This window comes from Janthinobacterium sp. NFX145 (genome assembly GCF_049810325.1).
GTDB classification, from domain to species: Bacteria; Pseudomonadota; Gammaproteobacteria; order Burkholderiales; family Burkholderiaceae_D; genus Janthinobacterium; species Janthinobacterium rivuli.
In genome coordinates this window covers 6,059,879-6,083,197 of record NZ_CP187360.1, presented here as the reverse complement: position 1 = coordinate 6,083,197, position 23,319 = coordinate 6,059,879, and the positions used below count along the sequence as shown (strand labels likewise).

Here is a 23,319-nt window from a genome sequence, read left to right as displayed (position 1 = left end):
AACCGAGCCCGTTCTACCGTGCCTGGCTGACGGGAATTTCTTCCCCGTTCAGCTTGATCGCCACCTTGACGATCTGCGCCTTGACCTGGTTGCTGGCCATGTCCGCTTCCTGGGCATAGGCATACACGACGATGGCGAAATCCTTGTAGCCGCTGCGCGCCGCCTCGATCTTGCGCGCCGCCTCCTGGTCCACTTTCAGAAGCGAATAACCGTCGCCATTCGTGAACGCCAGCTTGTAGTCGCCGTTGTCGTACATGTAGTAATACGTGCCCGCGTCGGCGAACTTGGCGGGGAAGGCGGCCTTGTCCATCGCGTACGGCGACAGCGCGCCCTGGCCATTGATCTGGTAGCGCAGGTAGCGCTTCGTCTTGGCCTCATTGACCTTGGCGTCGATCTGCGGTTTCAGGGCGTCGAGCACTTCCTGCTTGCGGAAGGCGTCGTTGCTGCCCGCATATTCGCGCGAGATGCGCTGCGCCACGGCCGCGTAGTCGGGCGGCACGCCGGACAAGGCGAGGTAGCTGTACATCAACTGGTGGCCGCTCGTGATGTCGACATAGCTGGACGTTGGCGTGGCCGGATCCGCTTGCGGCAGGCTGGCGGCGGCCGCCTTGACTTGCGCCTTGGCTGCCATATCGGCCACGCTGGTGGCGGGCGCCGAGGCGGCCGGCGTTGCATTGTCGGAGGGCTTACCGCAGGCGGACAGCAGGATGGCGATGGCGAGCAGGGCAGGGAGGGTACGTTGCATGATATTTCCTTCAATGAATATGTAAGAGGTGAATTAGCCGATGGTTTTACGTTTGTATTCGCCGACGCCGTACGCGGCCAGGACGATGGCAGACGCCAGCACCAGGTAAAAGCCGATGCCAAACGAGAGTCCTTGCCACACTTGTCCCAGCATTTCGCTGGCCATCTGCTCGGCCATGCGGGCCGCGCGGCTGCCCATGATGCCGCCCATGGCGTTGCCCGCGTCGCTGACGGCGCCCTTGATCTTGATGAACAGCAAGCTGCTGTGGATGACGATGAACAACAGGGGCGCGCACTTGCCCAGCGCCGCTTTCGGGTGCTTGCTAACCATGGTGGCGCAGCAGGCGCCGATGGCCAGCAGGAAGAAAAATTGTGCGGACGTAAAACCGCCGCCGCCATCGCGGGCAAAGCTTTCCAGGCTGTCGGCGGACAAGCCCAGCAACTGCCAGTAGGTGCGCGAGACGGAGGCGAACAAACGGATGCCGATGGTGTTGAAGACAAAGGCGCCGGCGATCAGGACGCCCAGGCTGGCCAGCACCTTGATGCCCAGGGCGGACACGGCCTGGCCCCACAGTTGCTGGCTTTTTTCGCGCGCCAGTTTCGCCGCGCCGGCCATCTCTTCCTGCGCCAGTTGCTGCGTCGCCACGGCGCTGACGGTGGCGAGGCTGCCGGCGTCATCGAAGCGCACGTCGACGACGGCGTTGATGGCGGGCGCCACGTCCGAGCGCCAGTGCGTGGCCACGTCGAACGCATGTTGAATGCCGGCCACGCTGACGGAACCCTGTCCGCTCGGCTGGTAGGCGAGGATGCGGCCACGCTGGCCGGTGGTGAATGTTGCTGGGCTGGATGTTTGCATGGGATTTCCCTGGTCACTGTCATGCTCTATTGCATGTACCCACGGATAACGGGGGCAGTTCAGGGAAATCTAAAATTATTTAGAATTATTTTTTTGGCGGCTGCATCATGTCCTTGGCGGCGCCCTGGTAATCCTTCATCAAGCCCATGAAAGCATCCTGCAAATGCCGGGCCGCATCCTGCGGCGGCGCGCCCGTGCGCCGGGCCAGGTCGAATTTATACGCATGGGCGGGGCTGTAGCCCGCTTGCGATGCCGCGTCCAGCAGCACGCCGGCCCGCTTCAGCGAAGCGGGATCTCCCTTGACCATCAGCAATTCCGCCAGATAGGTCTGGGCAATCGGAAAGTCTTTCGCAGCCGCCTTTTCCAGCCACTGCATGCCCGCCTTCGGCTGTTTGATGCCCGCATCGCCGCCGCCGATGCCATAGCCGAGGGCAGTCAGCGCCACCAGATCGCCGCCGCGCGCGCGTTTTTCCAGTTGCTGGCGGGGAAACGGGCGGGCCGCGATCTGCATGCGGATTTCATAGTTGATGTCTTGCAGCACATTGCCTGGCCACACCTTGGCGCCCGGTGCGGCCGGCTTTTCCACCGTTGGGGCAGGCGCCGGGACCGGTGCGCGCATGCCGCCCTGGCCTTGCGTACTGGTCAGCACACCCGGCGTTGCCTGGCTGACACCCTTGCCGCTGCCCATGTTCAGCACCAGGCGCGCCGACGTTTCGCCAAACGACACGCGTGGCTTTTGCACGTCGTGCGTCATGGCGGCAACCCTGGCCGCCACTTGCGAAAACACGTCGCTCATGGGCAAGCCCGGTGCGTCGAGCGCATCGAGCAGGGCGCTCGTGTAGGGACTGTTGCGCGAATCGGGCGACCAGAAATCGCGCGCCAGGGCGCCGGGCCCGGCCGAATAGGCGATCACCACGCCGCGTGGCGCTTGCGTGTCGGCAAAGCCGTGGCTGGCCGCATTGCCGCCGGGGACCACCACGGCGCCGCCGCGCGTATATTCCTGGCGGCAAGCGTCGAGGATCAGCACGGCGCCGCGCGCGCCCGTGCGCTGCAAATCGCCCGCCAGGCTGGAAACGGACACGCCCTGGGCGGCGATGGCGGCCGCACTGAGCGCATTCATGTTGGCGCCCAGCGGCAGCACATAGTTCGCTTCGCCCGCCTGCGCGCCGTGGCCCGCGTAAAACACGAGGGCGATATCGGCGCCGCGCGCCTGCGTGGAAAACTCGGCCGAGGTCTTTTGCAGCTGTTGCGCATTGATGTCCGTGCGCAACAGCACTTCAAAGCCCAGGCGGCGCAGGCGCTCGGCCATGGCGCGCGCATCGTTCACGGGATTCAATAGAGGCTGCGGATAGGCCGCGTTGCCGATCACCAGGGCGATGCGCTTGCCGGGACCGCTGGCGGCGTTGCCCACGGCCGCTTGCACGACGTTACCGCAGAGTAAAAAGAACAGGCTGAAAAACAGGGGGATCAGGCGATGCATCGGCGTCTCGGGAATTGTCGTGAAAGTAACTAAAGTTAGCGATTTTTACTGTGATATGAGAAAATTGCTTAAATGCATTTTACCTTACTGACAAGTTTCTCTTGTCTGGCCAGCGCACGCTGCACGTCGCCGCCGGCCAGTGGCGCGTGCCGCCCAACACACGATCGGACCGGCTTTGCAATCGGAACAATTTGAACGGATTCATGCTTTCTGGACCCGCCGCCAGCAGCTGACACAAGGCGAACTGGGCGAGTTTTACCAGCGCGTCATCGCCGCGCTGACGCCGTGCCGCCCGCGCGAGGCGGCGTCGCTGGGCGACTCGCTGGCCGACTTGCGCCACCAGTTCTTCATCGAAAAAGTCCTGCACGGCGACAGCGACGCGGCGCCTCACCACGTTGGTGCCCTGTTTTTGTACTTCAAGCGTTTCATCATCGACCAGTTGCGCAAGCAGCGTATTGAGGAGGATGCCGATGCGCAAGAAGGCTGCGAGCTGCGCGCGCCCGACGCGTATGCGGAACCGCTGCGCGACTATCAGCTGACGCCACAGCAGGTGCGCGACGCGGCCGACAGTTTTATTACGACCTTGCCGCACGACTTGATCTTGCTGCTGCGCCATTGTGGCTGCGGCGGCATGCCCGTCAAGGAGTTGGCCGAACAGATCGCTTCCGCGCATTACCACGGCGGCAAGTTGGGCCTGGTGCACAGGCAGAAGGGCGAGGCCAATAGCGCGGGGCGCCAGATCGTCGAGCCGGCCCACCGCGCCACCTTGCTGGGCAGCTGGGTCTTGAACCTGCTCAAGCTGCGCGTGGGCGACGCCCTGGCCGCGCGCGATATGCAGGCGGCGCAAATAGTTTTGGATATCTTGTGCGTGGCCGCGTTATCCCTGCACATGGACCCCGCGTCTACCCAACCGAACACTGATGAAAGGCCATCGGCATGACTGCATTGACGCCCTCGCTGGCCATCGTTGCCGCGCGCCTGCCGTCGCCCCCGTCTTCCATCGAATTGCTGGATGAGGACGTGGCTGGCGATACCCCCGACTGGCGCGGCATTGCCGTGCCGGAACACCTCATGGAACGCTTTGCGCGCCGCAGCGATGCGGCGCCGCTGGCCGGGCGGCCCATCGCCGGTGGGCAGATTCATTTGCTGGCGCGCCGTCCCGGCTTTGGCGCCGTGCTGCTCGACGCCTGGGACAGCTCGCGGCAGCGCTGGCGCGGCTGGCTCGTCACGCCGGACGCATCGTATGCGGACGCCTGCGGCCTCGTGGTCGAGGAGCGCGACGCGCCCGCCGACCCGCGCGCCGGCCTGGTGCTGTGCGACATGCCCGTGACCCTGGCCGTGACGGACCTGGGCGCCTGCTTGGGCGTGTTCAGCCAGGAGCGCTTGCAGGCGGCGCGCTGGCTGGAGCAGCATGGCCGCGCGAATGCCGCCACGGCGGCGCCCGGCGTGATCGCCCGCGTCGCCCTGCCCGGCGACGATTACGCCTTGACGGGCACGCCCTTGTCGAGCGAGCTGGGCAAGGATGGCCGCGTGGCGTACCGGCAATTGCTGCGCCAGGGCTTGCAGCAATTGCAGATCGCCCCGGCCGATGCAGTGGTGCCGATATCGAAGCCTGTGCAGGCAGCCAATGCGAACCGCTGGCTGAAAATCGTCACGGCAGTGGCCGCCAGCGTGATGGTGGTGCAATCGGCGTGGCTGTTCCTGCCGAAAGAGGGCGCCGTTGTTGGCAATGCGGAGTTCCGCAACGGCGGCAGCGGCGTCGAGACGGGCGTGCGCACGCGCGTGCTGTTCCGCGCCGAGGCAACGGAGGCGGAAATCCGCACCTGGCTGCAGCGCGAGCAGCTGGAAATCGTCGCCGGGCCGGACACCCTGGGCGCCTTTACTTTGCTGTCGCGCAACCGCCAGAAAGTCTTGCCGCCACCGGGACCGGGCAATCCGCTGGCCGTCATCAATCCCTGACCCCGAAATAAGAGAAAGTTATAGAGCATGACAACGTATAAGAATTTTGCATCCGCGCACTGGCGCACATTGATCGCCGGCGTGGCCGCCGGTGTCCTGTTGACGGGCTGCGCCATGACGCCGAACGGCCGTGGCGGCGTGTTGATGGGCCTCGATACGGCCGAGCTGTTCGGCACGCCGATTTCCACCTTCCGCCTGCGCGACGGCACGGAAGGCACTTTGCGCAAGGATCCGCAGGGCAAGTATTCGATCAAGCTGTCGCAGGCCTTCCGCGTCGTGCCGCTGGCTAACGCCATCACGGCCCGCGTGGCGCGGGTGGAAAACGTGGGCGAACGCACGGTGGTGATCGTGGAAACCCAGGAGCGCGGCTGCGCCTACCGCTATGAAGTGCTGGCTTTCCAGGGCACGGACGTGCTGCAGTGGACGGTCGGCAATTGCAAGGACCGCCCCCGCGTGGACGTGGCGGCCGATGGAAAATCACTCAATATCGACTTCCCCAACTACAACCGCCTGTCGCGCATGATCTACACGGACAACCGCCTGCTCAACGCCAGCGTGGCCGTGCCGCCCGGCGTCGATACGCGCGCCCAGCCGTTTGCCGACGATGCCTTGCGCGGCACGGGGCCTGCCATCGCCACTATGCCGGCTGGCAACGACAGCGGCCGCGTGATCCCGGCGCCGCCGGCGGCCGCTCCGGCGCCTGCCGCCGCACCGAAAACGGGCAGCCGCGCCAGCGCCAGGGCGCGCCGCCAGGAGCCAGCAGCCAGGACGGCAACGCCCGCCGCCATCAGCCTGCCCGCGCCACGTGCCGCAGCGGCTGCCCCGGCGGCGCCGATGATCTTCCAGGCCGAAGAGATCAAGCCCGTCGTCATCGATTTGAGGAAATAAGATGGCCGCGAGTTTGCGCAGTCTGCAGATCCGGCAGACCTTGATCCTGATCGTCCTGACGATCATGTATTTGTGCTTCGAGCTGGGCTTCAATGCCCGTTTGCTCGACGTGGTGGGCGGCGACGTCAAGCCGCAGGACGTGGAAGGCGTCGAATTCTATGGCCGCAGCCTGTCGGGCATCGCCGCCGCGCTGGTGGTGCTGCAACTGATGTGGCGCCGCCGCCTGAAGAACAATGGCAGCGGCCCCAGCTGGAAAAAGATCCTCTTTTGCTGCGTCGCCACGGCGGCGGTCGTGTTCGGCATTTTGAAGACCACGGTCACGGTGCTGGTCGAAACGCGCGATGCGCAATTTCGCCGCTTGGCCTTCAACACGACATTGATGCAGCGCTCGCTGGTCGGCGGCAGCCTGCAATTGCAGGGCCTGGTCGATGACGCCACCCTGTTTGCCAAGCCCGAGGGCAAGGCTTTCCTCGCGCTGTTTCCCTTCCTGGCCGTCTCGGTGGGCCACCTCGATGAGCGCATGGAGCCGGCCAAGGAGCAGTTGATCAATTTTAATGTCCGCAAGATCGCCGGCGGCGCGGCCGGTTACTATGACAAGTATCAGAAGGCGATTGGCGAAGTGCACGACAAGTGGAAATTGTATTCGGGCATGATTCCCGACGACGATGCAGGCTTGCGCCAGCAGCAGGAAACGGCGTGGAACGATTACCGGCAAAGCCTGTCGCGCCACGGCTGGCAACCGCATTCCGTGCCGGCGCGGCGCAAGGCGGCCGTCGTCAACAATGTCCGTAAAAAGGTGCCGGTATCGGCCAACTGGCATCCGGCCGACCAATTGAGTTTCCGCGCCGCCGTCAAGCGCCGCTATGCGTCGGAAGCGGCCAGCAAGGGCTTGCATATCAAGGGCGACCGTATTCCGCCGGGCTTGTCCTTCGCCGCCTTCGTGGCGCGCCCCGGCATCCAGGCCGTGCTGCGCGACGGGCCGGACGGCGGCGATGGCAGCGAAGCGAGCAAGGGCTTGCGCTTGCCCAAGGGTGCCGTGGTGCAGGAGGCGTATGCGAGTCCCGCCGAGTTCAGCCGCCTGTTCGACCAGTTCGCCGCGCGCCAGACGGCGGAAAAACTCGTGGAATACCGCGCCAGCCGCAACGATTTCGAGGTGGGCGGCAAGTACTTTGAAGAGGGCAAGGAAGCGGCGCGCGCGGCCATCGTGCCGCCCGTGGCCCTGTTTTTCTCGCTGCTGGGCGCCATCGGCCACTTCTCGAAATTGCTGTACCTGATCGCCACGGTGGGCTTGCTGGTGCTGGCGGCGCGCCGCGGCGAGCAGGCGGGCGCCGATGGCCAGCTGAGCCGCCGTTCCGCCTGGATCGCCACGGGCGTGCTGGCCGGCGCCTTCCTGGGAACCTGGGGTATCTTTACCCTCTCGGACAATAATGTCACGAAGAGCGAGCTGTTCCGCCAGATGCTGGACTGGAACCGCCAGGCCGCCGACGACAGCACGCGCTGGCAAATCGCCGGCAAGGGCTTGCTGGCCAATATCACGCACGTCGTGGCGGTGGGGCAGGGCTACAGCTACCCCGTCAACGAAGCGATCCGCATCCACGTTTTGCAGGGAATTCATTATGGCTATCATCCGGGACAAAAATAAGGCGGCCGCGCTGGCCTTGCTGCTTTCCATGGCCAGCACGGCCGTCCAGGCCGATTGCCTGGGCATGAAGGTGCACGCGCACCGTGGCGCCGGCAATGCGCCGGAAAACTCGCTGAGCGCGCTGCGCAACACGTATTTCGGCACCTGGGACGGCGTCGAGACGGATTTGCAGCTGCTGGGCGACGGCAGCTGGGTGGTGCACCACGACCTGCTGACGGGCAGAGTCGTCGACACGGGATCGCCCCGCACCGTGAAACAGTTGACGGCCGACGACTGGCGCGCCGCCAGCATGAAGAACCGCGGCGTGGCCACGCCGGAAACACCGCCGTTTGTGACCGACGTCGCCGACCTGGCCACCGCTTTCCCGAGTAAAACCCTGAACGCGGAAATCAAGGATGTCGTGTCCTCGTGCGCACCTATCGCCACCCTGGTGGGGCAGTTGCGCGCGAACATCAAGCACGGCAACTGGTTCCTGACGTCGGGCGTGCCGAACAACCTGGCGTGCGCGCGCCGCGCCGATCCGCAGGGTTACCTGGGCCTGCTGGTGTTTGACGCGCGCAATGCGCAGGCGGCCGGCGCCAACCGGGTCAGCCGCTATATCGCAAAAAATGCCCGTCCACCCAAGCTGGACAAGCCGTGGCTGCAACGCGTGCAGCAGCAGATCGGCATGCCCACGGGCGTGCACGTCGACGCGCGCAGCCTGGACGCCAATCCGAATTTGCTGATGGACGCCGCCAGCCTGAACATGCCCGTCTTCGTGTATGCCGTCGATGGCGACTCGGCCCTGGCCGCCTCGCTGTTGCGTGCGCAGCAGCGCAGCCACCGCCTGCCCAGCGGCGTCATCCTTGACGGCAATCCCGAAACGTTTTGCGCGATGATGAAGTAAGCGCTTTCACCGAGAGACCACGCCATGACCATGCCACCATCGACCCCCGCCAACCTTGCCGGCAGCGCCATTGGCGCCATGTTCTTTTCCCTGTTTGGCGGCCTGTGGGTGGCCGCCTGGTGCGTGCAGACGTATGGCGCGCATCCCTTGAGGTTGCTGCCGGTTGCCGCAATCACCGTCTTGCTGTTCATGCTGGCGTGGCGCCAGTTTCGCCGCCACCGGGCCGCGCATGCGGCGGCGGAACAATCGCCACAGGCCAAACGCGTGGGCCGGCTGTTCAATATCGTGAACGCCGGGCAATGGATCGCCATCTTCATCGTCGGCAACGTCCTGAAAAACCTGGGGCTGCAGGCGTGGTTCATTCCTGCCGTCATCTTGATCGTGGGCCTGCATTTCTTTCCGCTGGCCTGGCTGTTCAAGGCGCGCCGCCACCTGGCCATCGGCATGGCGCTGTGCGTATGGGCCATCGGCTATCCGCTGACCCTGCGCCATGGCCCCATCCATCCCGTCGGCTGCCTCGGCGCCGGCCTGATCCTGTGGGTGGCGGCCCTGTCCGCCGTGCGCGCCGGTTTTGCCGTGCAGCAGAGCGCCTTGCAGCCCCAGAAATAGCTTACCGACGGCCCGTGCAGGGCCGCTTTTTGCACAGTTTTTGCGCATTGCAGCATCGATAATGTTTGCATCGGGCGCGCGACTGGCTTATAAATGTAATCGATTACATTTATATGAAAAGCACCATGCCAGCAGCCGTCCCATCCCCTTTGCCGACAGAAACCGTCTCCATCAGCGCCGTCGCCGCGCATGCGGGCGTGTCGGTGGCCACCGTCTCGCGCGTGATGAACGAGCAGGCGGGAGTGCGGGCGCCCACGCGCGACAAGGTGCTGGCTTCCGTGGCCGTGCTCGGCTACCGCATGAACCACCTGGCGCGCAGCCTGCGCACGGCCGAGAGCCGCATGCTCTTGACCATGGTGCCCGACGTGGGCAACCCGTTCTATGCGCAGATCGTGCGCGGCATCGATACGGTGGCGCGCGAACACGGCTACTTCGTGCTGCTGTGCGACACGGGCGCCGACGCGGGCCGTGAGCGCTCGTATTTCGACTTGCTGCGCATGCACCGCGCCGATGGCGCCATCTGCCTCGACCCGGACACGGTGCAACATGCCCTGTCACATGAATCCGTCAGCCTGCCGTGGGTGGCCTGCTGCGAATTCGACCCCGCCGTCGCCGTGCCCTATGTCGGCATCGACAACCACCGCGCCGCCTCCGACGCCGTTGCGCATTTGCTGGCGCGCGGTCATACGCGCATCGGCCTGATTAACTCCGATGAACGCTATCTGTACGCACGGCAACGCCAGCAAGGCTATCTGGACACCTTGGCGGCGGCCGGCTTGCCCGTGCAGCCGCAGTGGGTGCACACGGTGCAAAGCCTCGATTACGAAGCGGGCACGGCCGCCACCTTGCGGATGATGGCGCAGCCCGATGCCCCGACGGCCATCTTTGCCGTCTCCGACACCCTGGCCATCGGCGTCTTGAGCGCGCTGCGCCAGCTGAACAAGCGCGTGCCGGAAGACGTGGCCGTCATCGGCTTCGACGATATCGCCATCGCCGCGCAGATCGATCCGGGCCTGACCACGATTGCCCAGCCGATGCGCGAGCTGGGCGAGACGGCGGCGCGATTATTGCTGCAGCGTTTGGCGAACCCGGCGGCCAGCGTGCCTGGTGTGCTGCTGCAACACCAATTAATTTTGCGAGGGAGTGCATAGTGAGCGTTGCCGTCGGTTTCGAGGGGGTGTGCAAGGATTTCGGCCCCGTGCGCGTCTTGCATGGCGTCAGTTTTACCTTGTCGCCGGGGCGCGTGTATGGCTTGCTCGGTGAAAATGGCGCCGGCAAGTCGACCCTGATGAAAATCCTCGCCGGCTACGAGGCCGTCAGCGAAGGCCAGTTGCTGATCGATGGCCAGCCCCGGCACTTTGACAGTTCGCGCGCCGCGGAATCGGCCGGCATCGTGCTGATCCACCAGGAGTTCAACCTTGCCGAACACCTGACGGTGGCGCAGAACATGTTTTTAGGCCACGAGAAAACGCGCGGCTGGCTGCTCGACGAGAGCGCCATGAGGGAAGAAGCGTCGCTCTACCTGAAACAGGTGGGCCTGGAGGTGTCGCCCGACACGAAAATCCGCGACCTCATCGTGGCTGAAAAGCAACTTGTGGAAATCGCCAAGGCCCTGTCGCGCCGCGCCCGCTTTTTGATCATGGACGAGCCGACCGCCACCCTGACGTCGTCGGAAACCCAGCGTTTGTTTGCCGTGATGGCGCAGCTGAAAGCGGACGGCGTGACGATTTTGTATATCTCGCACAAGCTCGATGAAGTCGAGCGCAACACGGACGAGGTCATCGTCATGCGCGACGGGCGTTTCGTCACGCGCGAACCGACGGCCAGCCTCACGCGCCAGCAGATGGCGAACCTGATGGTGGGGCGCGAATTGTCGGACATGTTCCCGGTCAAGGTGGCGCTGGCGAAAGACGCTCCTGTGTTGCTGAAAGTGGAGGGTTTGTCTGTTCCCGGCTGGGCCAAGGATCTGTCCTTTGAGGTGCGCGCCGGCGAAGTGCTGGGCTTTGCGGGCCTGGTGGGCGCGGGGCGCACGGAATCGTTCGAGGCCTTGCTGGGCTTGCGTCCGCGCAGCGCGGGGGTGATCCATCTCAATGGCCAGCCGGTCGATATCCGTACCCCCAAGCAAGCCATGCAGCATGGCATGACCTACCTGAGCGAAGACCGCAAGGGAAAAGGTCTGCATGTGAACCTGGGCTTGCGCGAAAACCTCACCATGATGACGATGGAGCGCTATGCGCGGCCGTGGCTGGACTTGAAAGCGGAAAAGGGGGCGCTGGCCAAGGCTGTCGCGGACTTCAATATCCGCACGGGCGACCTCGACAGCCGCGCACGCATGCTGTCGGGCGGCAACCAGCAAAAGCTGGCGCTGGCGAAATACCTGCATTCCGACCCGCGCGTCGTCGTGCTCGACGAGCCGAGCCGTGGCGTGGACGTGGGCGCCAAGCGCGACATTTATTTCCTGATACACCGCCTGGCCGCCGAAGGGCGCGCCGTGATCGTGATTTCATCCGAACTGATCGAATTGATTGGCCTGTGCCACCGGGTCGCCGTGATGCGCGCCGGCACCTTGCAAGCCACCCTGTCTGCTGACCACCTGACTGAAGAGGAGTTGATTGCCCATGCAACCGGCACGCACTGACACCACCGTATCTCCGCTTGCCAGCTTGGGCGCGCGCATCAAGGGCTTTGGCCCCGTGCTGGGCCTGTTATCTCTGTGCATCGCGGGCACCTTGCTCAATGGCGACTTCGCCACCGTGGACAACCTGATGAACGTGCTCACGCGCACGGCCTTCATCGGCATCATCGCCGTCGGCATGACTTTTGTGATCATTTCCGGCGGCATCGATTTATCGGTCGGCTCCATGGCGGCCCTGATCGCCGGCTGCATGATCTATTTCATGAATGCGCTGGCGCAAGGCGCGGGCGGCAACCTGGCGCCGATCACCATGCTGGTGCTGGGCATCGCCATGGCGCTGGTATTGGGTGCCGGATTCGGCCTGATGCATGGCTTGTTGATCAGCAAGGGCAATATCGAGCCGTTCATCGTGACCCTGGGCACCTTGGGCATCTTCCGCGCCGTCTTGACCTACCTGGCCGATGGCGGCGCGCTGACCCTGGACGCCACCCTGTCCGAGCTGTACAGCCCCGTCTATTACACGAGCGTGCTGGGCGCGCCGATCCCGATCTGGATCTTTTTATTCGTCGCCGCGGCCGGCGCCATCATTTTGAACCGCACGACCTTTGGCCGCCATGTGCAGGCGATTGGTTCCAACGAGCAAGTGGCGCGCTATGCGGCCATCAATGTGGATAGAGTCAAGATCGCCACCTACATGCTGCTGGGCGTCTGCGTGGGGATCGCCACGGTGCTGTACGTGCCACGCCTGGGCTCGGCCACGCCGACCACGGGCTTGCTGTGGGAACTCGAAGCCATCGCCGCCGTCGTCGTCGGCGGCACGGCGCTGAAGGGGGGAGAGGGGCGCATCGTCGGCACCGTGATCGGCGCCATCCTCTTGTCCGTGATCAGCAATATCCTGAATTTGACCAGCATCATCAGTGTCTACCTGAATGCCGCAGTGCAAGGCGTGGTGATCATCGCCGTCGCCTTCCTGCAGCGAGGCCGCAAATAAAAACACAGCGGCGTTCTGAAAGGGCAGCCAACGGGCGCCCACAACCTTGGAGGAGAGCAGCATGAAGAGCTTTAGACGGGTAGCAGGGGTAGCAGGGATGGCAGTGCTGGTGATGCAGGCGTGGGCGCTGCCGAGTGCACAGGCGGCGGAGAAGCTGGTGGTGGGCGTGGCGATTCCCACGGCCACGCACAGCTTTACCTCGGGCATCGTCTGGTGGGCGAACCAGGCCAAGGCGGAACTGGAAAAAGCCCATCCGGGCCTGAAAATCATCGTCAAGACGGCCGCCACGGCGCCCGAGCAGGCGAACCAGTTGCAGGACATGTTGACGGTGAACAAGATCAACACCCTGGTGATCTTCCCCATCGAATCGGCCTCGCTGACGCAGCCCGTCGCGCAAGTGAAAAACAAGGGCGTCTACGTGACCGTGGTCGACCGTGGCTTGACGAACACGCAGTCGCAGGATGCCTACATCGCCGGCGACAACACGGCCTTCGGCAAGCTGCCGGCCGAGTATCTGGCGAAAAGCCTGAATGGCAAGGGCAATATCGTCGTACTGCGCGGCATGCCGACCACCCTCGACAACGAGCGCTACGACGCGTTTTCCGCCGTGATGAAGGGCCATCCCGAGATCAAGGTGCTCGACGCCAAGTACGGCAACTGGAACCGCGACGATGCCTTCAAGGTCATGCAGGATTACCTGACCCGCTTCAAGCACATCGACGCTGTCTGGGCCGCCGATGACGACATGGCCATCGGCGTGCAAAAAGCCATCGCGCAAGCCAAGCGCACGGACATCAAGCAAGTGTTCGGCGGCGCGGGCGCGAAGGGCGCCGTGAAAAAGATCATGGATGGCTCCGACCCGCTGATCGTGGCCGACGTATCGTACTCGCCGAAATTCATGTACGACGCCATCAAACTGACGACGGAAGCGCGCCTGAAAGGTGATAAATTGCCGGCCAACACGATCATCCCTTCGGTGCTGATCACGCGCGAGAACGCCAAGCAGTTTTACTTTCCGAACTCGCCTTTTTAACGACACCCCAAAACCAGGGCTGGGGTCGTACCCTCAGGGTACGACCCCGGGTTTCGGTTTGGGTTAACAGGACATTGATATGAAAACCATCCAGGGCCCGGCCATTTTCCTGGCCCAGTTTCTCGGCGATGCACCGCCGTTCGACTCGCTCGAGCACTTGGCGCAATGGGCGGCCGGCCTGGGTTACAAGGGCTTGCAGCTGCCGACGGCGCCGCGATTGTTTGACCTGGAGCAGGCGGCCGGCAGCCAGCAGTATTGCGACGACGTGACAGCCCTGCTGGCGCGCCACGGCTTGCAGGTGACGGAATTGTCGACGCATTTGCAGGGCCAGCTGATCGCCGTGCATCCCGCCTACGACGCGCTGTTCGATGGCTTTGCGCCCGAACACGTGCGTGGCGACAGCGCGGCCCGCACGGCCTGGGCCACGCAGCAACTGCTGTGGGCGGCCACCGCCTCGCAGCGCCTGGGCCTGACGGCGCACGTGACGTTTTCCGGCGCGCTGGCCTGGCCGTATCTGTATCCATGGCCGCAGCGCCCGGCCGGCCTGGTGGAAACGGCATTTGCCGAACTGGCCAAACGCTGGCTGCCCATCCTCGACGCGTTCGACGCGGCCGGTGTGGACGTCTGCTATGAGTTGCATCCTGGCGAGGATTTGCATGACGGCGTGACCTTCGAGCGCTTCCTGGCCGCCGTCAACGACCACCCGCGCGCCTCGATTCTGTACGACCCCAGCCACTTCGTGCTGCAGCAGCTCGACTATCTGGCCTTCATCGACATTTATCATGCGCGCATCAAGGCCTTCCACGTCAAGGACGCCGAATTCCGGCCGAACGGGCGCCAGGGCGTGTATGGCGGCTATGCCGACTGGCAAGACCGGGCCGGACGCTTCCGCTCGCTGGGCGATGGGCAGATCGATTTCAAGGCGATCTTTTCGAAGATGGCGCAGTACGACTTTCCCGGCTGGGCCGTGCTGGAATGGGAATGCTGCCTGAAGCATCCCGAGGATGGTGCGGCCGAAGGTGCGCGTTTCATCCGCGAGCACATCATCCACGTGGCTGAACACGCATTTGACGATTTCGCGGGCAGTGCGGTTGACCAGGATCAAATTCATCACTTGCTTGGCATGAAATAAGGAGACGACATGCAGCGACGCTTACGGCTGGGCATGGTAGGGGGCGGGCAGGGCGCATTCATCGGCGCCGTGCACCGCATCGCGGCGCGCATCGACGACCAGTACGAGCTGGTGGCGGGCGCCCTGTCGTCCGATCCGCAGCGCGCGCGCGACAGCGGCGCCGCGCTGCACCTGGCGCCCGAACGCTGCTACAGCGATTACCGCGCCATGGCGCAGGCGGAGGCCGCGCGCGCTGACGGCATCGAAGCCGTGGCCATCGTCACGCCGAACCATTTACATGCGCCCGTCGCCACGGCGTTTATGGAAGCGGGCATCCACGTGATCTGCGACAAGCCGCTGGGGATTTCCCTGGCGGAAGGGCAAAAGCTGGCGGCGCTGGCCGAGCAGAAAAATTTGCTTTTCGCACTCACGCATACCTACAGCGGCTACCCGCTGCTGCGCCACGCCCGGGCCATGGTCGAGGCGGGCGAGATCGGCGAGCTGCGCCTCGTGCAGGTCGAGTATTCGCAGGATTGGCTGGCCGATGCGATTGCGGCGGGCGGCATGAACGAAGGCAACTGGCATAACGACCCGCTGAAAGCTGGCCCAGGCGGCACCTTGCTCGACGTGGGCTTGCACGCCTACCACCTGGCGCAGTTCGTCAGCGGCTTGACGCCGCAATCCGTGCTGGCGGAACTGTCGACCTTTGTACCGAACCGCAGCCTGGACGACCACGTGCAGGTGATGCTGCGCTACGCCAACGGAGCCAAGGGCACCCTGTGGGCCAGCCAGGTGGCCACCGGTTGCGAAAACACGGTGCGCCTGCGCCTGTTCGGCAGCAAGGCCCAGCTCGATTTTGACCAGGAAAAACCAAATGAGCTGTGGTGTACGCCGCAGGGTGGCAACCGGCAACTGCTGCGTCCGGGCCGGGTCGACAGCGCCGCCGCGCGCCACGCCACGCGCGTGCCGGCCGGCCATCCGGAGGGGTATCTGGAAGCGTTCGCGCAGCTTTACCTGGACGCGGCCCTGGCCATCCGCGCCTTGCAATCGGGCTTGCCCGTGCCCAAGGAAGCCAGCTGGCTGCCCACCGTCACCGACGGCGTGGCCGGTCTGGCTTTTGCGGAAGCCGTGCTGCGCAGTCATGCCAATGGCGCGAGCTGGACGACCCTGGCAAGCTGACTGTTACACTGGAGCCATGCGCTCCTTTACCATCACCATCCTTCCGCAAGGCTGGCAATTCCCGGCCGACGCGGGCACGACCATCTTAGCCGCCGCTGAGCTGGCCGGTATCCGCCTGCTCAGTTCCTGCCGCAATGGCACTTGCCGCACCTGCCTCTGCCACATGCCTGCAGGCCAGGTGCGCTACATGGTGGACTGGCCCGGCATCAGCCCCGATGAACGGCTCGACGGCTACATCCTGCCCTGCGTGGCCGTGGCCGAAAGCGACCTCACCATGCAGGCGCGCGCCGTGCGCACGGGCGCCTGAATCAGGAGGACTTGCCGCCCTTGAGGCGCTGCAGCAGCGCGTCCACGCTGTCGCTGACTGGCAAGCCGTGGCGGCGCAGCAACTGCACGTGTAGCACGAGGTTTTCCAGCACCAGCTTGGCCGCCACGGCCAGCAGGGCCAGGTTGCGGTCTTCCGGGCTGAAACTTTCCATCGCGTCGGCCATCTCGCACAGGTGGTTGGCGATCAGCCCGCGCAATTCCTGCTCGTCGAAGGGCAAGTCGGCAAAATCGATGGGATCGGCCACTTCCACCTCCTGCATCAGCACCGCTAGTTCTTCCGGGGTAATCGTCATGCCTGGCCTCCTTGTGTGCTTGCCGCTATTTTAATTGTATTGGCCGCAAAGCGGACTAGAATGAGTCGAGGCCGACGACGTCGAAGGGCAGCATGGCGCATCTGCATTTTACGCAACAACTGGCACGCTTCCTCGACGTCCCCACGCTGGAGGTAGATGCGCCACGCCTGCGCGCCGCCTTGGATAGCGCGTTTGCGCAACAGCCGCGTCTGCGCGGCTACGTGCTCGACGAGCAGGGGGCTTTGCGTCCCAATGTGGTGATTTTCATCGACGGCGCCCGCTGCCGCGAGCGGCGCGTGCTCGACGATGCCTTGCGGCCCGACAGCCAGGTGTATATCTTGCAGGCACTTTCAGGAGGTTGACGCCATGACAGCAGTCCCGCAGCGCGCGTATCTCGGCACCCGCAAGGGCTTGTTCCAGTTCGATGTCGATGCGGCCGGCGCCTGGCAGTTGGCGCTGGTGCAGTTTGCCGGCGATCCCGTTTCCATGCTGCTGCACGATGGCCGCGACGGCGCCTTATATGTCGCCCTGAACCTGGGGCACTTCGGCGCCAAGCTGCACCGCCTCGACGCGGGCGCCAGCGCGTGGCAGGAAGTCGCCGTGCCCGCCTACCCCGCCAAGCCCGAGGACAGTAGCGATACCGTGGACTGGACCTTGCGGCAGGTCTGGTCGCTGGCGGCCGGCGGCGCGGACCAGCCCGGCGTGCTGTGGGCAGGCACCCTGCCTGGCGGCCTGTTCCGTTCAAATGACCGCGGCGACAGCTGGCAGCTGGTGGAATCCTTGTGGAACGTGCCGCAGCGCGCGCAGTGGTTTGGCGGCGGCTATGACGTGCCCGGCATCCACAGCATTTGTGTCGACCCGCGCGACAGTCAAAAGGTGCTGGTCGGCGTGTCCTGCGGCGGCGTGTGGCAAACGCGCGATGGCGGTGCCAGCTGGAGCCTGAGCGCGACGGGCATGCGCGCCGACTACATGCCGCCCGAGCTCGATGAAAACGAAGCCGTGCAAGACCCGCATCGTATCGTGCGCAGCGCCGGCACGCCGGACGCGCTGTGGTGCCAGCACCATAACGGCATCTGGCGCTCGGACGATGCCGGCTGGCACTGGCAGGAAGTCACCACGGCGCCGCTGTCGCATTTCGGCTTTGCCGTGGCCGTGCATCCGCGCGATGGCGACACGGCCTGGTTCGTGCCGGCGCAGGCGGACGTGCTGCGCATTCCCATCGATGGCGCGCTGGCCGTCACGCGCACGCGCGATGGCGGAAAAACCTTCGAGGTGTTGCGCGCGGGCTTGCCGCAGCAGCATTGCTACGACCTCATCTACCGCCACGGGCTGGCGCTGGCCGACGACGGCCGAAGTTTATTGATGGCCTCAACGACAGGGGGCGCCTGGTATTCGGGCGACGAGGGCGAGCATTGGCAGACCATCTCTGCTCACTTGCCGCCCGTTTATGCCGTCTGTTTTGCCACGCCGTAGTAGCACAGGAAGATATCGACGGCCAGTTCCGTCACTTCGCGCCGGCGTGCCGGGCCCAGCAGAGGCTCGCCCAGGGTGATCTGCGGCCAGAAGGCAAAGGTTTTTAAAGGCGACATCAAGAGGTGCGCCACTTCCACCGTCTCGCCCGCCTTGATGCGCCCGTCTTGCTGCGCCGCCCGAATCCAGATATTCAGGCCCGTTTCCTTTTCATTCAGGCGCGCCACCATGGCTTGCGCGCGCTCGGGCGAGTGGATGGTTTCGCCAAAGATCACGCGCGCCAGGTCGATGAAGGCCGGGTCGCACAGCAATACCATTTTCTGCTCGACCAGGGCCAGCACCTGCGGCCGTAGCGGCTGGTCGGCAACATAAGGCACGGCGGGCTGGGCCACGCTGCTTTCCCACATGCGCTGCAGGATTTCCGCGAACAACTCGTCCTTGCTGGGGAAATGGTTGTACACGGTGCGCTTGGAAACGGCGGCCGTGGCGGCGATCCTGTCCATGCTGGTCGCATCAAAACCGTGGTCGCGGAACTCGGCGATGGCGGCATCGACGATGGCGACGCGCTTGCGGTCGGTGAGGCGTTGCGGTGCGGCCATGGCTGAAAATCTCCTTTGAAAACAATATTTTACACCTCCTGGTTTACTTTGCCAGGAATAGGAACTACACTGTGTAGTGTAATTTAATCCTTGTACTTTCCTTGCCGGGCCACATATGCACTTGCACCGAGCCGCACGTCGTCTCTTCTTTCTGGGAGTCCTGATCATCATGAGTTCTTGCACCCTGCGCGCCGCGCCTGCCGCGCCCGCTGAATCCCCACAACGCCACGAAGGCAAGTTCCGCAACCCCGTGGAAATGTACAAACTGGGCACGGCAGCGACGCTCAAGCTGCTGTGGACATTTGTCTTTGATAAACCGGACAGCACGGTGCCGGCCGCTACCGTGCCCGTGCAAGTCTTGACTCGGGCGCAGCTGCTGGCCGCGCCCGATAACAGCCTGTTTCGCCTCGGCCACTCGACCCTGCTGTTGAAACTGAACAATGAATTCTTCCTGACCGACCCCGTGTTTTCCGAGCGCGCCTCGCCGGTGCAGTGGGCTGGACCGAAGCGTTTCCATCAGCCGCCTATCAGCATCGCCGACTTGCCGCCGATCAAGGCCGTGATCTTGTCGCATAACCATTACGATCACCTCGACTATGCTGCCGTGCTGCAACTGGCCGCCAAGACGGAACATTTTGTTGCGCCTCTGGGCGTGGGTGACACCCTGGTCGAATGGGGCGTGCCGAAGGACAAGGTACAGCAATTCGACTGGTGGCAAGGCACGACGATTGCCGGCGTGAAACTTGTTGCCACGCCATCGCAGCATTTCTCGGGGCGCGGCTTGTTTGACGGCAATCAAACCCTGTGGGCCTCGTGGGTGATTGACGCGCCCGAGGTGCGCGTGTTTTTCAGCGGCGACTCCGGCTATTTCGACGGTTTCAAGCAGATCGGCGACAAGTATGGCCCGTTCGACGTGACCATGATCGAGACGGGCGCGTATGACAAGCTGTGGCCGGACGTGCACATGCAGCCGGAACAGACCTTGCAAGCCCACCTGGACTTGCGCGGCAAATGGCTGATGCCCGTACACAATGGCACCTTTGACCTGGGCCTGCACGCCTGGCATGAACCGTTTGACCGCATCACGGGGCTGGCGGCCAAGCAGGGCGTGAACCTGGCCACGCCGCAGATGGGCGAGGCGGTCGACCTGGCGCAGCCGAAAAAAGGTGAAAAATGGTGGCTGGCGATGCTGGAAGAAGAGATGGTGCGGTAATCTACGCCGTCACGTCGATCAGGCGTCCCAGGGTCTGGCCATAGCCGTTCAGCTGGGGCGTGCTTTTCGGCGCTGCGGGGATGGCTTGTTGCGGCACGGCCACCTTGATCGCCTGGTCCAGCTGCGGCGCCTTGATGGCGGTGGGGGCATCGGCCTGGGCTTGCTGGCTGCTGCGTTGCGTCTGGCTCAGCGATTCCTGTTCCCGCGCCAGCAACTGGCGGCTTTGCGCCAGCTGTTCACTGTCGCGCTGTACCTGGTTCTGGCCTTGCTCGACCCGGCGTTGCGCCGTGGCCAGCGAGGCTTGCAAGTTGTTGACAGACGTTAGCGTGACCACATTGTTCACCTTTGAAAGTATGTCCAGGCGTGTACAGAAAAGAGGGGAGTCCAGGAAGATGTGCTGCACCAGACGCAACATGTCTGGCGGTAACCTTTACCTGAATCAAGAGTAGGACAAATTCTCGCACAGTTCCAGTAAATATGTTTTCTTGATAATGCTATCGCGTGCGCCCTGTGTTGTCGACACGGCATGCCAAAGGTGAGCCAGTGATTGTCGAAGTGAGCACATGCTGTCGCCTTTGAGCATTGTTTATCAGCCATCGGCGCTGCAATGCCATAGAGAGGCACAAGTGATCACATTTAAAACGTTGCCTTTTAGATAGTCAATGTATTGTTGTTTTTATACCATGTCTGCGCACGCTAATGCGCGGCCTGTTTGGCGCTCTGGGCTATAATTGACGGTCAGAGTTGGTTTCTTTTGCCATACAGACAGGTAGTTAACATGAATCTCAAGAGCCTCGCAATTGCCCTCGGCATGTCGAAAACGACAGTCAGCAGGGCGTTGAACGGCTATCCGGAAGTCAATTCCCGCACCCGTGAAATCGTCCTGGCCGCCGCCAAGAAAGTCGGCTACCGGCCCAACCCGCTCGCGCGCAGCCTGGCCGTCGGCCGCACCAATGTGCTGGGCATGATCTATCCCCTGCTGCCCAGCGACCTGGGCGACAGCGTCTTTCTTTCCGTGGTCAATGGCATGTCCGACGCCGTCGAAGCGTCGAAGATGAGTTTGATCATCGCCCCCGTGTCGCCGCAGAATGAACAGCCGTCATATGAAAACATGGTGCGCGGGCGCCAGGTCGATGGCCTGGTGGTGGGCCGCACCAAGGTGCTTGACGAGCGCATCGCTTACCTGACGAAAGTCGGCTTTCCCTTTGTCGCGAATGGCCGCACGCGCATCGACGCGCCGTACGCGTATTTTGACTACGACAACGACACGGGCATCGACCTGGCCGTGTCCTTCCTGGCGGCGCATGGCCACCAGCGCATCGCGTTGTTGAGCGCGCCGCTGGCGCTGCATTTTGCGTATGAGCGGAAGGAAAGTTTTATCCGCTGCATGGCGCAAGCGGGCTTGCCGGTCGATCCCGCCTATCTGCTCGACAACACTTTTGATCGCCGCAGCGGCTACCAGGCCATGCAGCAATTGCTGGCCTGCTCGCCCCGTCCGACCGCCGTCATCGTCGACAATCACTTGTCCGGCGTGGGCGTGGTGCGCGCGCTGATGGATGCGGGCATCGAGATCGGCAAGGAAATCTCCGTCATCGTCTGGGGCAATGTGGAAGACACCTTGATTGGCATCAACGTCACCACCATCGACCAGCCCGACCTGCGCCGCGCCGGCGCCAAGATGGTTGAAATGCTGCAATCGCTGCTGGCCGGCACGCCGCCGGAACGGCTGCAGGAAATCTGGCAACCGGTGCTGTTGCCGGGGGCGACGGTGGGGCGCTGCGCGGATTGAGTAAGCATGCGTTGCAAGTCCGGGACTCGTCCCGGACTTGGTTCTACAGTATCTAATGCTATCTCTTACGCTGTTTTCTCTGCATCTTCCGCAGGCAAATGCATCAAGACGGTAGCCTTCAATTGTTCTGCATGGGTGTACAGATCGTCTAGGCTGGCAATTGGAAACTTTTCCTCTTCCCTCTTTTGATTGAACAGGCCAACGGCAAGTTTTTCAGTATTGTTGAAGCGTAGGCGGCAAACTGGCTTACGATTATTGTCGTCTAACAAGATCGCACAGTAACTCTGCGAATCACGCATGACTATGCGGCGCGAACTGACAACACCGCGCAGTATCGCGCGGATGATGTGCAATCCTTCGATCTCTTCTGGTGTCGTGATGATCGGGTTTTCAACGACACCCTCAGGAGGAATGACTGGTACCAGTTCTTGTGCCGGTGATGATTCCGGCGTCATTGCGCCCTTGAGGCGATCATTGATGCGCTCCCCCAATAATTGCTCAAATGCCCGTTTAGTAATGACGGTAAATTGATCTTTGACAGCGGGTGTAAAGCGCTTTCCTCCGAGTAAATCTGATGACAGTATTTTTACAAATTCTTCGGAGGGATTGAGTGTCCATTCTGCCAGACGATTCTGGATAGCACGCGTATATTTTAGATCGTTCGCTGTCGTCAATATGGTATCGACGTCGAATTGAGATTTTGCAAATTTCTTGAGTTCATCCACATCACGCTCTTTGAAGTCCAGAATATTAAACTCAAAGAAGGGTTTTTCATCCATCTTGTTGGGTTGCTCAAGATCGGTGAAGAATTTATAGGTAAGCCCATTTGTCAACACACCGAATCGTGCTGCAGTGACATGGAAATATCTGAACAACTGCCCAGCATGATTGATGCTCAGGTCTCCACCACTTTTCTTGCATTCGAAGAGAATAATTGGCTTGCCATCACTGAGAATGGCGTAATCGACTTTTTCTCCCTTTTTTGTACCGACGTCGGCAATTAATTCTGGTGTCACTTCCGTGGGATCGAATACGTTGTAGCCCAAAATCTGGATGAAAGGCATGATCATCGCGTTTTTTGTGGCTTCCTCCGTCTGGATAATATCCTTGGTCGCTGCGATTCGGGAGGCAAGTGCTCTGAGTTGGTCGATTAAATCCATTGCTTTTCCTATGACGTGGGTAGAAATTCGTAAACGTACTCGTCCCTGTTGAAAATACAGAATGAACGAATAAGTTTTGCACGAATTTCATCTGTGTGGCAATGAAAATCGAATTTTCTGGAAAAGCAAATTCTGAGAAAAAATATAAAAGTTACTTCCGATAACTTAAAGAAAACAATTTTTATTGAAAAATGTATATATTTTAATATCTAAAATTGATGCCGTTACGTGGGTTATTTTCATTGGTGAAGGCAATCAAATGCTCGATGAGCCGCTCTTTATTGCCAGACAGGCTTGGTTTCCAATCCAGTTCATTGATCTCATGCGGTACCGGGTCGCGGCTTGACTGAAGCAGCGCGATTGCCCGGGTGACCCATTGCTTGGTCATGTGATAGTAAGTGACTGATTTTTATGAGGAATGTGATGTTGTCGTTTTTCTGGTGTGATAAAGATGT

General features: G+C 62.5%; 25 protein-coding genes. 17 read left to right on the top strand and 8 right to left on the bottom strand.

Translation table 11 applies throughout. The features are described 5' to 3' along the window. Positions 1-13 precede the first annotated feature (13 nt). The 3 genes from ACPJXG_RS27335 to ACPJXG_RS27325 all read right to left on the bottom strand — a co-directional run bounded on the left by ACPJXG_RS27335 (position 14) and on the right by ACPJXG_RS27325 (position 3,080). A complete protein-coding gene (locus tag ACPJXG_RS27335; RefSeq protein ID WP_425252875.1) occupies positions 14-745 on the bottom strand; it encodes a hypothetical protein in 732 nt (243 codons plus the stop codon). Between the two features lie 33 nt (positions 746-778). Next, complete coding sequence (locus ACPJXG_RS27330) at positions 779-1,600, bottom strand: hypothetical protein (protein ID WP_035823679.1); 822 nt, start codon at positions 1,598-1,600, stop codon at positions 779-781. Between the two features lie 85 nt (positions 1,601-1,685). Continuing rightward, complete coding sequence (locus tag ACPJXG_RS27325; RefSeq protein ID WP_425252874.1) at positions 1,686-3,080, bottom strand: caspase family protein; 1,395 nt, start codon at positions 3,078-3,080, stop codon at positions 1,686-1,688. A gap of 175 nt (positions 3,081-3,255) precedes the next feature. On the opposite strand from ACPJXG_RS27325, the gene ACPJXG_RS27320 reads away from it, so the two are divergent. The 13 genes from ACPJXG_RS27320 (at position 3,256) to ACPJXG_RS27260 (ending at position 16,320) form a co-directional block, all read left to right on the top strand. Beyond that, positions 3,256-4,020, top strand: coding sequence for a hypothetical protein (locus tag ACPJXG_RS27320; protein ID WP_425252873.1), 765 nt, complete (start codon positions 3,256-3,258; stop codon positions 4,018-4,020). After that, the gene (locus ACPJXG_RS27315; RefSeq protein ID WP_425252872.1) at positions 4,017-5,039 is read left to right on the top strand and encodes a hypothetical protein; all 1,023 of its coding nucleotides are present in this window, start codon (positions 4,017-4,019) and stop codon (positions 5,037-5,039) included. The genes ACPJXG_RS27320 and ACPJXG_RS27315 overlap by 4 nt, the downstream gene beginning before the upstream one ends. A gap of 27 nt (positions 5,040-5,066) precedes the next feature. After that, on the top strand, positions 5,067-5,927 hold the full coding sequence (locus ACPJXG_RS27310) for a hypothetical protein (protein WP_425252871.1): 861 nt from the start codon (positions 5,067-5,069) through the stop codon (positions 5,925-5,927). A 1-nt stretch (position 5,928) separates the two neighbouring features. Next, a complete protein-coding gene (locus ACPJXG_RS27305) occupies positions 5,929-7,569 on the top strand; it encodes a hypothetical protein (RefSeq protein WP_425252870.1) in 1,641 nt (546 codons plus the stop codon). Then, complete coding sequence (locus tag ACPJXG_RS27300; RefSeq protein WP_425252869.1) at positions 7,544-8,455, top strand: glycerophosphodiester phosphodiesterase; 912 nt, start codon at positions 7,544-7,546, stop codon at positions 8,453-8,455. The genes ACPJXG_RS27305 and ACPJXG_RS27300 overlap by 26 nt, the downstream gene beginning before the upstream one ends. Positions 8,456-8,479: 24 nt before the next feature. Next, entirely contained in the window at positions 8,480-9,064 is a 585-nt protein-coding gene (locus ACPJXG_RS27295) for a hypothetical protein (protein ID WP_099401196.1), read from the top strand. 125 nt (positions 9,065-9,189) lie between these two features. Further along, complete coding sequence (locus ACPJXG_RS27290; protein ID WP_425252868.1) at positions 9,190-10,215, top strand: LacI family DNA-binding transcriptional regulator; 1,026 nt, start codon at positions 9,190-9,192, stop codon at positions 10,213-10,215. Then, positions 10,215-11,702, top strand: a complete 1,488-nt coding sequence (locus tag ACPJXG_RS27285) for a sugar ABC transporter ATP-binding protein (protein WP_425252867.1) — start codon at positions 10,215-10,217, stop codon at positions 11,700-11,702. The genes ACPJXG_RS27290 and ACPJXG_RS27285 overlap by 1 nt, the downstream gene beginning before the upstream one ends. Then, complete coding sequence (locus tag ACPJXG_RS27280; RefSeq protein WP_425252866.1) at positions 11,683-12,690, top strand: ABC transporter permease; 1,008 nt, start codon at positions 11,683-11,685, stop codon at positions 12,688-12,690. Before ACPJXG_RS27285 ends, ACPJXG_RS27280 begins: the two co-directional genes overlap by 20 nt. 97 nt (positions 12,691-12,787) lie before the next feature. Beyond that, the gene (locus tag ACPJXG_RS27275; RefSeq protein ID WP_225243231.1) at positions 12,788-13,723 is read left to right on the top strand and encodes a substrate-binding domain-containing protein; all 936 of its coding nucleotides are present in this window, start codon (positions 12,788-12,790) and stop codon (positions 13,721-13,723) included. A gap of 79 nt (positions 13,724-13,802) precedes the next feature. Then, positions 13,803-14,855 carry a sugar phosphate isomerase/epimerase family protein gene (locus tag ACPJXG_RS27270; protein ID WP_425252865.1) on the top strand — a complete coding sequence of 351 codons (1,053 nt, stop codon included), beginning with the start codon at positions 13,803-13,805 and terminating at the stop codon, positions 14,853-14,855. Between the two features lie 9 nt (positions 14,856-14,864). Next, positions 14,865-16,013 carry a Gfo/Idh/MocA family protein gene (locus tag ACPJXG_RS27265; RefSeq protein ID WP_402719944.1) on the top strand — a complete coding sequence of 383 codons (1,149 nt, stop codon included), beginning with the start codon at positions 14,865-14,867 and terminating at the stop codon, positions 16,011-16,013. 16 nt (positions 16,014-16,029) lie between these two features. Further along, entirely contained in the window at positions 16,030-16,320 is a 291-nt protein-coding gene (locus ACPJXG_RS27260) for a 2Fe-2S iron-sulfur cluster-binding protein (protein WP_176389867.1), read from the top strand. 1 nt (position 16,321) lies between these two features. Here the strand turns inward: ACPJXG_RS27260 and ACPJXG_RS27255 are convergent, their stop codons facing one another. Next, positions 16,322-16,633 carry a hypothetical protein gene (locus tag ACPJXG_RS27255; protein WP_035823702.1) on the bottom strand — a complete coding sequence of 104 codons (312 nt, stop codon included), beginning with the start codon at positions 16,631-16,633 and terminating at the stop codon, positions 16,322-16,324. A 92-nt stretch (positions 16,634-16,725) separates the two neighbouring features. Between ACPJXG_RS27255 and ACPJXG_RS27250 the strand changes: the two genes are divergently transcribed. Both ACPJXG_RS27250 and ACPJXG_RS27245 read left to right on the top strand, forming a co-directional pair. Further along, the gene (locus tag ACPJXG_RS27250; RefSeq protein WP_425252864.1) at positions 16,726-16,995 is read left to right on the top strand and encodes a MoaD/ThiS family protein; all 270 of its coding nucleotides are present in this window, start codon (positions 16,726-16,728) and stop codon (positions 16,993-16,995) included. Between the two features lie 4 nt (positions 16,996-16,999). After that, the gene (locus ACPJXG_RS27245; RefSeq protein WP_425252863.1) at positions 17,000-18,106 is read left to right on the top strand and encodes a WD40/YVTN/BNR-like repeat-containing protein; all 1,107 of its coding nucleotides are present in this window, start codon (positions 17,000-17,002) and stop codon (positions 18,104-18,106) included. Here ACPJXG_RS27245 and ACPJXG_RS27240 read toward each other — a convergent pair. Continuing rightward, a complete protein-coding gene (locus tag ACPJXG_RS27240) occupies positions 18,079-18,702 on the bottom strand; it encodes a TetR/AcrR family transcriptional regulator (RefSeq protein ID WP_425252862.1) in 624 nt (207 codons plus the stop codon). The genes ACPJXG_RS27245 and ACPJXG_RS27240 overlap by 28 nt on opposite strands. A gap of 169 nt (positions 18,703-18,871) precedes the next feature. On the opposite strand from ACPJXG_RS27240, the gene ACPJXG_RS27235 reads away from it, so the two are divergent. Continuing rightward, positions 18,872-19,915 (top strand): MBL fold metallo-hydrolase, encoded by a 1,044-nt coding sequence (locus tag ACPJXG_RS27235; RefSeq protein WP_425252861.1) that lies wholly within the window; start codon positions 18,872-18,874, stop codon positions 19,913-19,915. Position 19,916: 1 nt separating this feature from the next. Here the strand turns inward: ACPJXG_RS27235 and ACPJXG_RS27230 are convergent, their stop codons facing one another. After that, positions 19,917-20,249 (bottom strand): hypothetical protein, encoded by a 333-nt coding sequence (locus ACPJXG_RS27230; RefSeq protein ID WP_035828508.1) that lies wholly within the window; start codon positions 20,247-20,249, stop codon positions 19,917-19,919. A gap of 444 nt (positions 20,250-20,693) precedes the next feature. Between ACPJXG_RS27230 and ACPJXG_RS27225 the strand changes: the two genes are divergently transcribed. Further along, positions 20,694-21,704 (top strand): substrate-binding domain-containing protein, encoded by a 1,011-nt coding sequence (locus tag ACPJXG_RS27225; RefSeq protein WP_425252860.1) that lies wholly within the window; start codon positions 20,694-20,696, stop codon positions 21,702-21,704. 65 nt (positions 21,705-21,769) lie between these two features. Here the strand turns inward: ACPJXG_RS27225 and ACPJXG_RS27220 are convergent, their stop codons facing one another. Both ACPJXG_RS27220 and ACPJXG_RS27215 read right to left on the bottom strand, forming a co-directional pair. Next, entirely contained in the window at positions 21,770-22,864 is a 1,095-nt protein-coding gene (locus tag ACPJXG_RS27220) for a type I restriction endonuclease (protein ID WP_035823719.1), read from the bottom strand. 202 nt (positions 22,865-23,066) lie between these two features. Further along, positions 23,067-23,252 (bottom strand): hypothetical protein, encoded by a 186-nt coding sequence (locus ACPJXG_RS27215; RefSeq protein WP_425252859.1) that lies wholly within the window; start codon positions 23,250-23,252, stop codon positions 23,067-23,069. Positions 23,253-23,319: the final 67 nt, after the last annotated feature.